Source organism: Mesorhizobium delmotii (assembly GCF_900149755.1).
Lineage (GTDB): Bacteria > Pseudomonadota > Alphaproteobacteria > Rhizobiales > Rhizobiaceae > Mesorhizobium > Mesorhizobium delmotii.
In genome coordinates this window covers 155,108-167,514 of sequence record NZ_FUIG01000070.1, presented here as the reverse complement: position 1 = coordinate 167,514, position 12,407 = coordinate 155,108, and the positions used below count along the sequence as shown (strand labels likewise).

The window sequence follows — 12,407 nt, the reverse complement described above, 5'->3', positions numbered from 1 at the left end:
CGTGAGACTCGACACGTGAAAGCCAAGGAACTCAACGGCAAGGTAATTCGTTTCCGGATGCATTCATCACACAAGGAGAGGGCATATGGACGTGAATGGCGTGGGCTGGATTACAGCCATCATCATCGGCGGTTTAGCGGGGTGGCTTGCCGAGATGTTCATGAAAAGCAACATGGGCATCTTGATGAACATCGTTCTTGGCATCGTCGGCGCGATCGTGCTGAATGCCATCCTGCAGGCGCTCAACATTGGCGCTTTCGGCGCCGGCTGGATCGCTTATCTGATCACCGGTTTCATTGGCGCCTGCCTGTTGATCTGGGCAGGGCGCATGGTGCGCCGTTAGTTGCTGAACTCTTGCCATGCGAAAACGGCTGTGGCGGCATGCGCCGCCGCGGCCTTTTTCTTTGCTGCGAAAAGTCCTAGATGATTTGTGAAAGCGAACGCCGGAAGGCGATCGCGAATGAACTGGATTTCTGATGGTCACCGTCCTCGACACGATCGCCAATGCGCCGCGCCTGCGGCACCCTGAAAAGGCGCACAAGCCTGACCAGGATGTGCTGCGCAAGCCCGACTGGATCCGCGTCAAGGCGCCGATGTCGAAAGGCTATGCCGAGACGCGCGAGATCGTGAAGTCGCACAGACTGGTGACGGTGTGCGAAGAGGCCGGTTGCCCCAATATCGGCGAGTGCTGGGAGAAGAAGCACGCCACCTTCATGATCATGGGTGAGATCTGCACGCGCGCCTGTGCCTTCTGCAACGTTGCCACCGGCATTCCGACCGCGCTTGATCCCGATGAACCGGCGCGCATCGCCCACGCCGTCAAGCAAATGGGTCTGACCCATGTCGTCATCACCTCAGTCGACCGCGACGATCTCGCCGATGGCGGAGCTCAGCACTTTGCCGAGGTCATCCGCGCCATCAGGGCGGCAACGCCTTCGACGACGATCGAAATCCTGACGCCCGACTTCCTGCGCAAGGAAGGAGCGCTGGAGATCGTGGTGGCGGCGAAGCCGGACGTATTCAACCACAATCTGGAGACCGTGCCGTCGAACTATCTGACGGTCCGGCCAGGGGCCCGCTATTTCCATTCGATCAGGCTGCTGCAGCGGGTCAAGGAACTCGATCCGTCGATCTTCACCAAATCCGGCATCATGGTTGGCCTGGGCGAGGAGCGGAACGAGATCCTGCAGTTGATGGACGATCTGCGTTCGGCCAATGTCGACTTCATGACCATCGGCCAGTATCTTCAGCCATCGAAAAAGCACCATCCGGTGATCCGCTTCGTCACGCCGGAGGAATTCAAGTCCTTCGAGACAATCGGCAAGACCAAGGGCTTCCTGCTGGTGGCGTCAAGCCCGCTGACGCGCTCGTCGCACCATGCCGGCGACGATTTCGCCAGGCTGCGCGCGGCGCGAGAAGCGTTTCTCAGGAAATCCGCCTAACAAACTGGTTTCATGCCACAATTCGAAGCCCATCGCCGCGTCACGCATACGCCTGAACAGATGTTCGCTCTGGTCGCCGATGTCGAATCCTATCCGCAATTCCTGCCGCTTTGCGAGGCACTGACGGTTCGCTCGCGCAAGGAACGCAACGGACGCACCCTGCTCATCGCCGACATGAGCATTGGCTACAAGGCGATCCGCGAGACTTTCACGACGCAGGTGTTTTTGAAGCCTGACGAGAACGCCATCGACGTCAAATACATCGACGGCCCGTTCAAATATCTGAGCAATGTCTGGCGCTTCGAGCCGGCCGATGGCGGCTGCAATGTCCGCTTCTTCATCGACTACGAGTTCAAGAGCCGTATTCTGGGCGCGGTGATGGGAACGATGTTCGATCGCGCCTTCCGCATGTTCTCTGAGGCGTTCGAGAAGCGCGCCGACATCATCTATGGGCCAGCGCCGGCAGCCTGATCCGCAGCGAGTGCGCGCAAGCCTAATTCAAGCGCATGCCTGACCGTCTCCCGGCGGATGAAATTGCGGCCCTTATTGGCGAACAACTGGCATTCGCTGACGACCGGCCGGCCAGTCAAGGCGACACCGAACCAGACCAGGCCGACGGGCTTTTCCGTCGAGCCGCCGCCTGGACCGGCAATACCGGTGACGGCAAGGGTGAGTCCGGCGCGCGAACGGGTCAGGGCGCCCTGCGCCATCTCCACAGCCGTTTCCCGCGAGACCGCGCCGTGCCCCTCAAGCGTGGCGGCGGAAACACCGAGCATCTCCGTCTTGGCCTCGTTGGAATAGGTGATGAAACCCCGGTCGACCACCGTGGACGAGCCGGCGATGTCGGTCAGGGCGGCGATGATCATGCCGCCGGTGCAGCTCTCGGCCGTCGCCAGCAGGATGCCGCGCTGCTGGCAGGCTTGAAGCAGGGCATCTGCGAGGTCGCTGTTGCTCATTCGGGGACGTCCCCTGGAAACACGACACTGGCGGTCGCGATGGCGGCTATGCCTTCCTCGCGGCCGATAAAGCCGAGCTTTTCGTTGGTTGTCGCCTTGATCGAGATACGGTCCCGGGAAATTGCCAGCATTGCCGAAAGGGCTTCGGTCATTGCTTCGCGATGCGGGCCGACCCGTGGCGCCTCGCAGATCAGCGTGACGTCGGCATTGGCGATGCGCCCGCCGCGCGCGCGCACTAGTCTTGCCGCATGTTCGACGAAGATCCGCGAGGCCACGCCTTTCCACTGCGGATCCGACGGCGGGAAATGCGTGCCGATATCGCCGGCGCCGCAGGTGGCGAGCAGCGCGTCGGTCAAGGCGTGCAGGCCGACATCGGCGTCCGAATGGCCGGATAGTTTCTTGTCGTGCGGGATGGAGACGCCGCACAGGACGACATGGTCACCGGGCTCGAAGGCATGGACGTCGTAGCCATTGCCGGTGCGGATGTCCGGAAAACGCGGCCACTCGCCGGAAAGCCGCTGATCCGCCATCGAAATATCCCTTGCCCAGGTCAGCTTGACATTGTCCGGCGAACCCTGAACTATTTTCACCGGAATATGCGCCCATTCGGCAATCGCGGCATCGTCGGTGAAGTCCGTCTTGCCCAGATGATGGGCCTTTTCATGGGCGGCCAGGATCGGCCAGAACGGAAAGCCTTGCGGCGTCTGGGCGGCATGAAGCCCGTTCCTGGAAACCGTCTCGCCGATCATGCCGGCGGCCGACTCACGTTTCAGCGTGTCGGCGACGGGTAGGGCAGGCAGCGCTCCCTGGCGCTCGCCGATGCCGGCGATCGTACGGTCTATCAATTCCGCGTCGACGAACGGGCGAACGGCATCATGGACCAGAACCTGGCTCGGTGCATAGCCTCTCAGCGCAAGCAGCCCGAGCCGGACGGAGTCCTGCCTGGACGCGCCACCGGTCACCGTGATGACCCGATCGGCGTTGGCTCCGGCGGCGCTGCGAAAAAGCGCGCTGTCGTCGGCGTGGATGGCGACGACGACAGGACCGATTCTCGGATGCGCCAGAAACATGTCCAGTGTGCGCGCGATGACGGCACGGCCACCGATCCTTTGGTATTGCTTCGGTCCGTCGGCCTGACCGGCGCGCGCGCCGCGGCCAGCGGCGACGATAACAACGGCAACCTTGTCGTCCGCAGCCAAGGCCTGCTTTTCGCTTGCATCTGTCATGCCGAGACGCTTAGCGCATGATCCTGAAAAGTGGAATCGCTTTTCGGAAGAGATCATGCGCAGATGCAAAGCGCCAAAGCGTCCTTTCCCAAGGACGCACGGCGCTTTGGACGCGGTATGGGCCGAACGCCAGCATTTTTCCCAAATGCGCCTTAATGTGACGTCATTGCGCGTTGCACATTGCTGCCATTCTGGCTAGAGAATGTGCAGCAATTAGAAATGCTTGGTTTTTGTGCATGCTTGACCTGACCAAATTGGCTTCGCCGCTGGATGTGGGTCGTGTGAGAATCCGCAATCGCGCTTTTCTCGCGCCCATGTCGGGTATATCAGATGAGCCGTTCCGGCAGCGTGCCTATGCGCATGGCGCCGGATTGGTCGTGTCGGAGATGGTGGCGAGCGGCGAGCTTGCCAGGGGCAGGACCGGTTGCGGCCTTCGCATCCGCCATTCCGGGCTGCCTGTGCACATGGTCCAGCTTGCCGGCCATGATGCAGCGCATATGGCCGAGGGCGCTCGAATCGCCGCGGGCGAGGGCGCCGACATCATCGACATCAACATGGGTTGCCCGGCCAAGAAGGTGACGGGCGGCTATGCCGGCTCGGCGCTGATGCGCGATCTCGATCACGCTTTGTCGCTGATCGAGGCGGTGGTCGGCGCCGTCGAGGTGCCGGTCACAGTCAAAATGCGGCTCGGCTGGGACGAAAGCGCGCTCAACGCGCCGCTGCTGGCGCGCCGCGCCGAGCAGGCGGGCGTCAAGATGGTGACGGTGCATGGCCGCACGCGTTGCCAGTTCTACCAGGGCAAGGCGGACTGGCGCGCCATCGCGCGCATAAAGCAGGCTGTGTCGATCCCGGTCGTCGCCAATGGCGATGTCGGCTCGCCGGCGGAGGCAGCAATGATCCTCGACCAGTCGGGCGCCGACGCGGTGATGATCGGCCGCGCGCATTATGGCGCGCCCTGGACGGCAGGCAGCATCGCGGCAGCCGCGGCAAAAGAGGCGGCGCCTGATGTGCCCGAAAGTCCGCAAGCGCTGGCCGACTACATCGTTGCCCACTACGAGGACATGCTAACGCTCTACGGCATCGAAAGCGGCGTGCGCCAGGCGCGCAAGCATCTTGGCTGGTATCTCGACCGCCACGCCGCTGGCGTCATTGATGAGCGGCGAAAGGCCATCCTCACCTCCTTCGAGCCCGTCCGCGTCGTTGCCGCGTTGCGCGAGGTGTTTTCACGCGCTGCCGAGGCGATGAACCTGCGGAGCGCAGCATGAATGCCACCATTGCACAGAGCATGGGTATGGCGGACGCCGCCCACATCGTACTCAACACCATCCGCCGCCCGGTGATCATGGTCGATGCTGAAGGGGTCATCACCTTCGCCAATGCCGATGCCGAAGATTTCTTCCGCTCGAGCGCGACCATGCTCGCCCGCAACACATTGCCCAAGCTCATTCCCTTCGGCAGCCCACTGCTGACGCTCGTCGACCAGGTGCGCGAGCGCCGGGCACCCGTCAACGAATACCGGGTCGACGTATCGTCGCCGCGCCTCGGCATCGAGAAGGTCGTCGACCTCTATGTCGCGCCGGTGTCGGAATTCCCGGGCTCCGTCGTGGTGATGTTCCAGGAACGATCGATGGCCGACAAGATCGATCGTCAGATGACGCACCGCGGTGCGGCACGCTCGGTGACCGGCCTTGCTGCGATGCTCGCCCACGAGATCAAGAACCCGCTATCCGGCATCCGGGGTGCTGCCCAGCTGCTCGAACTATCCGCTTCCGACGAAGATCGCGCGCTGACCCGGCTGATCACCGACGAGACCGACCGCATCGTCTCGCTGGTCGATCGCATGGAGGTGTTTTCCGACGAGCGGCCCATCGACCGCTATCCGGTCAACATCCATGTCGTGCTCGACCATGTGAAGGCGATTGCCAAGAACGGTTTTGCCAAGCGGATCAAGATATTGGAGGATTATGATCCATCGTTGCCTCCAGTTTTCGCCAACCGAGACCAGCTCATCCAGGTGTTCCTCAACCTGGTCAAGAATGCGGCCGAGGCCATTGGCGGCGATCCGCAAGGCGAAATCACTCTGTCGACCGCGTTCCGGCCGGGCATCCGTGTTTCCGTTCCGGGAACGCAGGGCCGCGTGTCGCTGCCGCTGGAATTTTGCGTGCGCGACAACGGTTCTGGCGTCTCCGAAGATATCCTGCCGATCCTGTTTGATCCCTTCATCACCACCAAGCCTAACGGGTCGGGGCTTGGTCTGGCGCTGGTCGCGAAAATCGTCGGCGAGCATGGCGGCATCATCGAATGCGATTCAACGCCGCGCGCAACCACCTTCCGCATCCTGATGCCAGCCTGGAAAGAAGCGCCGTTCGGCACAGACGACGATGGTGAAGGAGACCGCAAATGACGGTTCGCGGCAATATTCTCGTCGCCGACGACGATGCGGCCATCCGCACCGTCCTCAATCAGGCGCTTTCGCGCGTCGGCCATGAGGTGCGCGTGACGTCCAACGCCTCGACGCTGTGGCGCTGGGTGGCGGCGGGCGAGGGCGATCTCGTCATCACCGACGTGGTCATGCCGGACGAAAACGCTTTCGACATGCTGCCGCGCATCAAGAAGGCACGGCCGGAACTGCCCGTCATCGTCATGAGCGCCCAGAACACGTTCATGACCGCGATTCGCGCCTCCGAGACCGGCGCCTACGAATATCTGCCGAAACCGTTCGACCTGACCGAGCTTCTCAACATCGTCAACCGGGCGCTTTCCGAGCCCCGACGGCCGAAGATCGATGCGCGGGCCGACGAGCCGCCGGAAACGATGCCGCTGGTCGGCCGCTCGGCCGCCATGCAGGATATCTACCGGATGCTGGCGCGCATGATGCAGACCGACCTGACGGTGATGATTTCAGGCGAATCGGGCACCGGCAAGGAACTGGTGGCGCGCGCGCTGCACGAATACGGCCGCCGCCGCGGCGGCCCGTTCGTCGCGATCAACATGGCGGCGATCCCACGCGACCTGATCGAATCGGAACTGTTCGGGCACGAGAAGGGCGCCTTCACCGGTGCGCAAAACCGCTCCACCGGCCGTTTCGAGCAGGCCGAAGGCGGGACGCTCTTCCTCGACGAGATCGGCGACATGCCGATGGAAGCGCAAACGCGCCTGCTGCGTGTCCTGCAGCAAGGCGAATATACCACCGTCGGCGGCCGTACGCCGATCAAGACCGACGTGCGCATCGTCGCCGCCACCAACAAGGATCTGCGCACGCTGATCAATCAAGGGCTTTTCCGCGAGGATCTGTTCTATCGCCTGAATGTCGTGCCGCTAAGGCTGCCGGCGCTGCGCGAGCGGTCCGAGGACGTTCCGGATCTCGTCCGGCACTTCTTCAAGCTCGGCGCCAGCGAAGGCCTGCAGACCAAGCGCATTTCCACAGGCGGCATCGAGCTGATGAAGCGCTATCCGTGGCCAGGCAACGTGCGCGAGCTCGAAAATCTTGTCCGCAGGCTGGCCGCGCTCTATTCGCAGGATGAGATTTCCGCCGAAGTCATCGAGGCGGAACTGAAGACCGGCGAGAGGCCGGTCGTTCCCGGTGGCGGCAACCTCATACCCGACGATCTGTCCATCGGCCAGGCGGTGGAACATTTCCTGCAGCGCTATTTTGCTTCGTTCGCCGGCGATTTGCCGCCCGCCGGCCTCTATCAGCGTATTCTCTCCGAGGTCGAATATCCGCTGGTCCTGGCCTCGATGACGGCAACCCGCGGCAACCAGATCAAGGCTGCGGAACTCCTCGGGCTCAACCGCAACACGCTGCGCAAGAAAATTCGCGAACTCGGCGTCAACGTCTATAAATCGACCAGGCAGGCTTAGAGCGACGTCCGTCCGTTCGGACGTACGAAGTTCGCTCTAGCACTTTGAGTTGTCGTATCGTGCTTTCCGAAAAAATCGATTCCGATTTTTCGGGCTGGTGCGACAGAGCGAAGCCTTTTCCGGGGATCGATCGCCGAAACATTTCCGTACAGGCCACACTTGTTGCATAATCGCCACAATGCGTTGCATACATCCGACGCAATCACTGGCTCTAGACGGCGACATGGCTTCACAGGCACCGACACCGAGCGAAACGCTTTTCAGCGAACCTGGCACACGGGACGGGCGCCGGCTGCTCGCGCTGCCGGGCGTGGTGGCAATTGCCGGTGCGCTGGTTACGGCAGCGATCTCCTTCGCCATTCTCGTCGGCGCCACGCCGATCACGCCGGACGAGGGGACGACGCTGGCGCTTATCGCCCTCAATGCGGCGTTCATCCTGTTCCTGATCGCGCTGGTCGGCCGCGAAGTGCATCGCATTTTGATGGCGCGCCGGCGCGGCAAGGCGGCGTCGCGGCTGCATGTGCGGATCGTCGCCATGTTCGCGCTGGTCGCCGCGATTCCCGCCATCATGGTGGCGATCATCGCCTCGATCACACTCGATATCGGCCTCGATCGCTGGTTCGAGATCCGCACCAAGACGATCGTCAATTCGTCGCTTTCGATCGCCGACGCCTATGTGCAGGAGAACGCGCGCAATCTCCAGGGGACGACCCTGTCGATGGCTTACGATCTCGACGCCTCCCGCACGCTCTACGGCCTCGATCGAACCGGCTTCCTCGATCTCATGAACAAGGAAGCCGTCGGACGCTCCTTGGCCCATGCCGCACTGGTCAGGCCCGACGGTTCATTCGTCATGAGCGCCAAGACCGACGCCGATTTTGCCATGCCGGAGCCGCCGGAAGGCGCCATGAGCAGTGCCGCCGACGGCAGGCCGGTGCTGATCGAGCCGAAGACGCGCAACATCATGGGCGCCATTGTCAAGCTGCGCGAGATCGAAGGGCTCTATCTCTACACCATCCGGCTCGTCGATCCCGAGGTGATCAAGGCGCGGCAGATTGTCAGATCCAACACCGACGAATATCGCGGTCTGGAAGACAATCGCCGCACCTCGCAGGTCGCCTTCGCACTTCCCTACCTGTCGCTGACGCTGATCATCATTCTGTCCGCCATCTGGACCGGCATCGCCGTGGCAGACCGCCTGGTGCGGCCGATCCGCCAGCTCATCGGCGCGGCCGACGAGGTCGCGACCGGCAATCTTGACGTTGCCGTGCCGGTTCGGCCCTCCGACGGCGACGTCGCCTCGCTCGGCGACACCTTCAACAAGATGCTGCTGGAACTGAAATCGCAGCGCAACGAGATTCTGTCCGCCAAAGATTTGATCGACGAGCGGCGGCGCTTTTCGGAGGCCGTGCTTGCCGGTGTCACCGCCGGCGTCATCGGGGTCGATCCATATGGCATCGTCACCATCGTCAACCGGTCGGCCGAAACGATGCTGGCCATATCCGCCACCGCCGCACTCGGGCAAAACCTGTCCGCGGTGCTGCCGCATGTCGGCCGCGTCTTCGAGATCGGCCGCAAGTCGGGCAAGCCTGTCCACCGCGAGCAGGTGACCTTTTATCGCGCCGGTACGGAGCGCACCTTCAACGTGCAGATCACGGTCGAGGCCGGCGACGATGGTGCGGACGAGAAATCCTATGTCGTGACGGTCGATGACATCACCGATCTGGTCCAGGCGCAGCGTTCTTCGGCCTGGGCGGATGTGGCGCGGCGCATCGCCCACGAGATCAAGAACCCGCTGACACCGATCCAGCTTTCCGCCGAGCGCATCAAGCGCCGCTACGGCAAGGTCATCACCGAAGATCGCGAGGTTTTCGATCAGTGCACCGACACGATCATCAGGCAGGTTGAGGACATCGGCCGGATGGTCGACGAGTTCTCGGCTTTCGCACGCATGCCCAAGCCCGAAATGAAGGCCCTCGATTTGCGCGAATCGTTGCGCGAAGCTTCGTTCCTCGTCGAAGTGAGCCGCTCCGATATTACCTTCGAGCGCGTGTTCGGCAACGAACCGCTCAAAGGCACTTTCGACAGCCGCCTGATGGCGCAGGCTTTTGGCAATGTCATCAAGAACGCGGCCGAGGCGATTGACGGACTTGATCAGAAGGACCGCTCGCACGGCATAATCCGGATTCAAGCCGGGCGCCAGAATGGTGCGATTCGCATCGATGTCATCGACAACGGCAAGGGCTTGCCGCGCGAGAATCGTCAGCGATTGCTCGAGCCTTACATGACGACACGCGAGAAGGGCACGGGGCTCGGCCTCGCTATCGTCAAGAAGATAGTGGAGGACCATGGCGGCCGGCTCGAATTGCATGACGCGCCGGCGGATTTCCACGACGGGCGAGGCGCGATGATCAGCATCATCCTGCCGCTCGCCGCCACCGTGCCTTCGCGCGGCGAAGGCAGGACGGAACACGAAAGACAAACTGAAAAGGTCGGTAATGGCGTCTGACATTCTCATCGTCGATGACGAGGAAGACATCCGCGAACTTGTCGCCGGTATCCTGAGCGACGAAGGTCACGAAACCCGCACGGCATTCGATGCCGACAGCGCCCTGGCGGCGATCGCCGACCGGGCGCCGAGGCTGATTTTCCTTGACATCTGGCTGCAAGGCTCACGTCTGGACGGACTGGCGTTGCTGGACGAGATCAAGACGATGCATCCGAGCCTGCCCGTGGTGATGATCTCGGGCCACGGCAACATCGAGACGGCGGTCTCGGCCATCCGCCGCGGCGCCTATGACTTCATCGAGAAACCGTTCAAGGCCGACAGGCTGATCCTCATCGCCGAACGTGCAATTGAAACCTCGAAACTGAGACGCGAGGTTTCTGATCTCAAGCTGCGCAGCGGCGAGACCTTCGACCTGATCGGCATGTCGTCGGCGATGAGCCAGTTGCGCCAGACCATCGAGCGCGTCGCGCCGACCAACAGCCGCGTCATGATCATAGGCCCGTCCGGCTCGGGCAAGGAACTCGCGGCACGCGCCATCCACACGCTGTCGGCGCGCAAGAGCGCCCCATTTGTCACGCTGAGCGCTGCCAACATCACGCCCGAACGCATGGAAGTCGAGCTGTTCGGCACCGAATCCAACGGTGTCGAACGCAAGGTCGGCGCGCTTGAGGAAGCCCATCGCGGCATTCTCTACATCGACGAAGTGGCCGACATGCCGCGCGAAACGCAAAACAAGATCCTGCGCGTGCTGGTCGAACAGCAGTTCGAGCGGGTAGGGGGCACCAAACGGGTCAAGGTCGATGTCCGTATCATCTCGTCGACCTCGCAGAACCTGGAGGCGATGATCGCCGACGGTCGTTTCCGGGAGGATCTCTATCATCGTCTGGCGGTGGTTCCGGTCATGGTGCCGGGATTGGCCGAGCGGCGGGAGGACATCCCCTATCTTGTCGACAATTTCATGAAGCAGATCGCCCGCCAGGCCGGCATCCGGCCGCGGCGCATCGGCGACGACGCGCTGGCGGTGCTGCAGGCACACAACTGGCCAGGCAACGTCCGCCAGTTGCGCAACAATGTCGAGCGGTTGATGATCCTGGCGCGCGGCGACGATATCGATGCACCGATCACCGCCGATCTCTTGCCTGCCGAGATCGGCGATGTCATGCCGCGCACGCCCAATCAATCCGATCAGCACATCATGGCGCTGCCGTTGCGTGAAGCGCGCGAACAGTTCGAGAAGGACTATCTGATCGCCCAGATCAACCGTTTTGGCGGCAACATCTCGAAGACGGCCGAGTTCATCGGCATGGAGCGCTCGGCGCTTCATCGCAAGCTGAAGTCGCTGGGCGTCTGATAGCCAATCCAATCGTGGCTTACGCAATTATCGGTTACGGCGGCGGCGGAATCGCATAAGAAAGCGCTACAGCGCCGCGCGTCTCTTGGGACGCGCAAAGGACACTGTAGCATTCGATTTTTGTGCATGACCCCGAAAAAAAATCGATTCCGATTTTCGGGGTCATGCGCTGACTTCTCCAGGGGTGACCCATGCCGCGCATTGCCTATGTGAACGGGCGCTATGTCGCTCTCGCCGACGCTTTCGTGCATATCGAAGACCGCGGCTATCAGTTCGCCGATGGCGTCTACGAGGTCTGCGAGGTGGCGCGCGGCTTCATCGTCGATATGCCTCGCCATCTCGGACGGCTGAACCGTTCGCTGACCGAATTGTCGATCGACTGGCCGGTCACGCGGGGCGTGTTGCCGATCATCATGCGCGAGGTGGTCCGCCGCAACCATGTCACCGATGGCCTGGTCTATCTCCAGGTGACGCGTGGCGTCGCCAGCCGTGACTTTGTTTTTCCGGCGGGCACGAAGCCGTCGCTGGTGGTAACGGCCAGGAAAGCCGACCCCGCTGCTGCCACGAAGAGAGCCGAAAGCGGAATCAAGGTTATCACCGTGCCGGAGAACCGTTGGGATCGGGTCGATATAAAGTCGGTCGGCCTGTTGCCAAATGTGCTCGCCAAGCAGAAGGCCAAGGAATCCGGTGCCCAGGAAGCCTGGTTCGTCGATGCTGACGGCATCGTCAAGGAAGGTGGATCGTCGAACGCCTGGATCATCACCAGGGATGGCGTGCTGGTCACGCGTCCGGCAGAGCACGGCATCCTGCGCGGCATCACCCGCACCACGCTGTTCGAAGTGGCCGCCAAGCTCGGCCTGAAGATCGAGGAGCGGGGCTTTTCGGTCGCCGAAGCCAAAGCCGCGCGCGAAGTTTTCATCAGCTCCGCGACCACGATCGCCATGCCGATCGTGGCGATCGACGGTGCACCCGTCGCCAACGGCCATCCGGGCTCGATAACACTTTCCTTGCGGCAAGCCTTTTTTGACGTTGCGGAAAAAAGTCCAGCCTGATAACCGCACA

11 protein-coding genes are annotated in these 12,407 nt (G+C 62.2%); 9 read left to right on the top strand and 2 right to left on the bottom strand.

Going from position 1 to position 12,407, the window contains the following annotated elements; all coding sequences use genetic code 11:
* Positions 1 to 85 precede the first annotated feature (85 nt).
* The 3 genes from BQ8482_RS33470 (at position 86) to BQ8482_RS33460 (ending at position 1,913) form a co-directional block, all read left to right on the top strand.
* Entirely contained in the window at positions 86 to 343 is a 258-nt protein-coding gene (locus BQ8482_RS33470) for a GlsB/YeaQ/YmgE family stress response membrane protein (RefSeq protein ID WP_095494866.1), read from the top strand.
* A gap of 133 nt (positions 344 to 476) precedes the next feature.
* Positions 477 to 1,442 carry a lipoyl synthase gene (lipA, locus tag BQ8482_RS33465; protein WP_095494865.1) on the top strand — a complete coding sequence of 322 codons (966 nt, stop codon included), beginning with the start codon at positions 477 to 479 and terminating at the stop codon, positions 1,440 to 1,442.
* 12 nt (positions 1,443 to 1,454) lie between these two features.
* Complete coding sequence (locus BQ8482_RS33460; RefSeq protein ID WP_123151468.1) at positions 1,455 to 1,913, top strand: type II toxin-antitoxin system RatA family toxin; 459 nt, start codon at positions 1,455 to 1,457, stop codon at positions 1,911 to 1,913.
* Here BQ8482_RS33460 and BQ8482_RS33455 read toward each other — a convergent pair.
* Both BQ8482_RS33455 and BQ8482_RS33450 read right to left on the bottom strand, forming a co-directional pair.
* Positions 1,889 to 2,398, bottom strand: coding sequence for a CinA family protein (locus tag BQ8482_RS33455; protein ID WP_123151467.1), 510 nt, complete (start codon positions 2,396 to 2,398; stop codon positions 1,889 to 1,891). The two genes, BQ8482_RS33460 and BQ8482_RS33455, sit on opposite strands and share 25 nt — an antisense overlap.
* Positions 2,395 to 3,624 carry a bifunctional 2-C-methyl-D-erythritol 4-phosphate cytidylyltransferase/2-C-methyl-D-erythritol 2,4-cyclodiphosphate synthase gene (locus BQ8482_RS33450; RefSeq protein ID WP_123151466.1) on the bottom strand — a complete coding sequence of 410 codons (1,230 nt, stop codon included), beginning with the start codon at positions 3,622 to 3,624 and terminating at the stop codon, positions 2,395 to 2,397. The genes BQ8482_RS33455 and BQ8482_RS33450 overlap by 4 nt, the downstream gene beginning before the upstream one ends.
* Before the next feature lie 236 nt (positions 3,625 to 3,860).
* Here BQ8482_RS33450 and dusB point away from each other — a divergent pair, with 236 nt between their 5' ends.
* The 6 genes from dusB to BQ8482_RS33420 all read left to right on the top strand — a co-directional run bounded on the left by dusB (position 3,861) and on the right by BQ8482_RS33420 (position 12,397).
* Positions 3,861 to 4,889 carry a tRNA dihydrouridine synthase DusB gene (gene dusB, locus BQ8482_RS33445; protein ID WP_123151465.1) on the top strand — a complete coding sequence of 343 codons (1,029 nt, stop codon included), beginning with the start codon at positions 3,861 to 3,863 and terminating at the stop codon, positions 4,887 to 4,889.
* Positions 4,886 to 6,028, top strand: coding sequence for a two-component system sensor histidine kinase NtrB (locus BQ8482_RS33440; RefSeq protein ID WP_123151464.1), 1,143 nt, complete (start codon positions 4,886 to 4,888; stop codon positions 6,026 to 6,028). Before dusB ends, BQ8482_RS33440 begins: the two co-directional genes overlap by 4 nt.
* The gene (gene ntrC / locus BQ8482_RS33435) at positions 6,025 to 7,485 is read left to right on the top strand and encodes a nitrogen regulation protein NR(I) (RefSeq protein WP_023799224.1); all 1,461 of its coding nucleotides are present in this window, start codon (positions 6,025 to 6,027) and stop codon (positions 7,483 to 7,485) included. Before BQ8482_RS33440 ends, ntrC begins: the two co-directional genes overlap by 4 nt.
* A gap of 223 nt (positions 7,486 to 7,708) precedes the next feature.
* On the top strand, positions 7,709 to 9,994 hold the full coding sequence (locus BQ8482_RS33430; protein ID WP_165848822.1) for a sensor histidine kinase NtrY-like: 2,286 nt from the start codon (positions 7,709 to 7,711) through the stop codon (positions 9,992 to 9,994).
* On the top strand, positions 9,984 to 11,345 hold the full coding sequence (gene ntrX, locus BQ8482_RS33425) for a nitrogen assimilation response regulator NtrX (RefSeq protein WP_123151463.1): 1,362 nt from the start codon (positions 9,984 to 9,986) through the stop codon (positions 11,343 to 11,345). The genes BQ8482_RS33430 and ntrX overlap by 11 nt, the downstream gene beginning before the upstream one ends.
* Positions 11,346 to 11,536: 191 nt before the next feature.
* Positions 11,537 to 12,397 (top strand): D-amino-acid transaminase, encoded by an 861-nt coding sequence (locus tag BQ8482_RS33420; protein ID WP_123151462.1) that lies wholly within the window; start codon positions 11,537 to 11,539, stop codon positions 12,395 to 12,397.
* Positions 12,398 to 12,407: the final 10 nt, after the last annotated feature.

What these genes read in the sequence shown, in the direction of transcription:
- BQ8482_RS33430 (WP_165848822.1), top strand. Translation starts at nt 7,709, where the DNA reads ATGGCTTCACAGGCACCGACACCGAGCGAAACGCTTTTCAGCGAACCT.
- ntrX (WP_123151463.1), top strand. Translation starts at nt 9,984, where the DNA reads ATGGCGTCTGACATTCTCATCGTCGATGACGAGGAAGACATCCGCGAA.
- BQ8482_RS33455 (WP_123151467.1), bottom strand. Translation starts at nt 2,398, where the DNA reads ATGAGCAACAGCGACCTCGCAGATGCCCTGCTTCAAGCCTGCCAGCAG.
- ntrC (WP_023799224.1), top strand. Translation starts at nt 6,025, where the DNA reads ATGACGGTTCGCGGCAATATTCTCGTCGCCGACGACGATGCGGCCATC.
- dusB (WP_123151465.1), top strand. Translation starts at nt 3,861, where the DNA reads ATGCTTGACCTGACCAAATTGGCTTCGCCGCTGGATGTGGGTCGTGTG.
- BQ8482_RS33460 (WP_123151468.1), top strand. Translation starts at nt 1,455, where the DNA reads ATGCCACAATTCGAAGCCCATCGCCGCGTCACGCATACGCCTGAACAG.
- BQ8482_RS33450 (WP_123151466.1), bottom strand. Translation starts at nt 3,624, where the DNA reads ATGACAGATGCAAGCGAAAAGCAGGCCTTGGCTGCGGACGACAAGGTT.
- BQ8482_RS33420 (WP_123151462.1), top strand. Translation starts at nt 11,537, where the DNA reads ATGCCGCGCATTGCCTATGTGAACGGGCGCTATGTCGCTCTCGCCGAC.
- BQ8482_RS33440 (WP_123151464.1), top strand. Translation starts at nt 4,886, where the DNA reads ATGAATGCCACCATTGCACAGAGCATGGGTATGGCGGACGCCGCCCAC.
- lipA (WP_095494865.1), top strand. Translation starts at nt 477, where the DNA reads ATGGTCACCGTCCTCGACACGATCGCCAATGCGCCGCGCCTGCGGCAC.
- BQ8482_RS33470 (WP_095494866.1), top strand. Translation starts at nt 86, where the DNA reads ATGGACGTGAATGGCGTGGGCTGGATTACAGCCATCATCATCGGCGGT.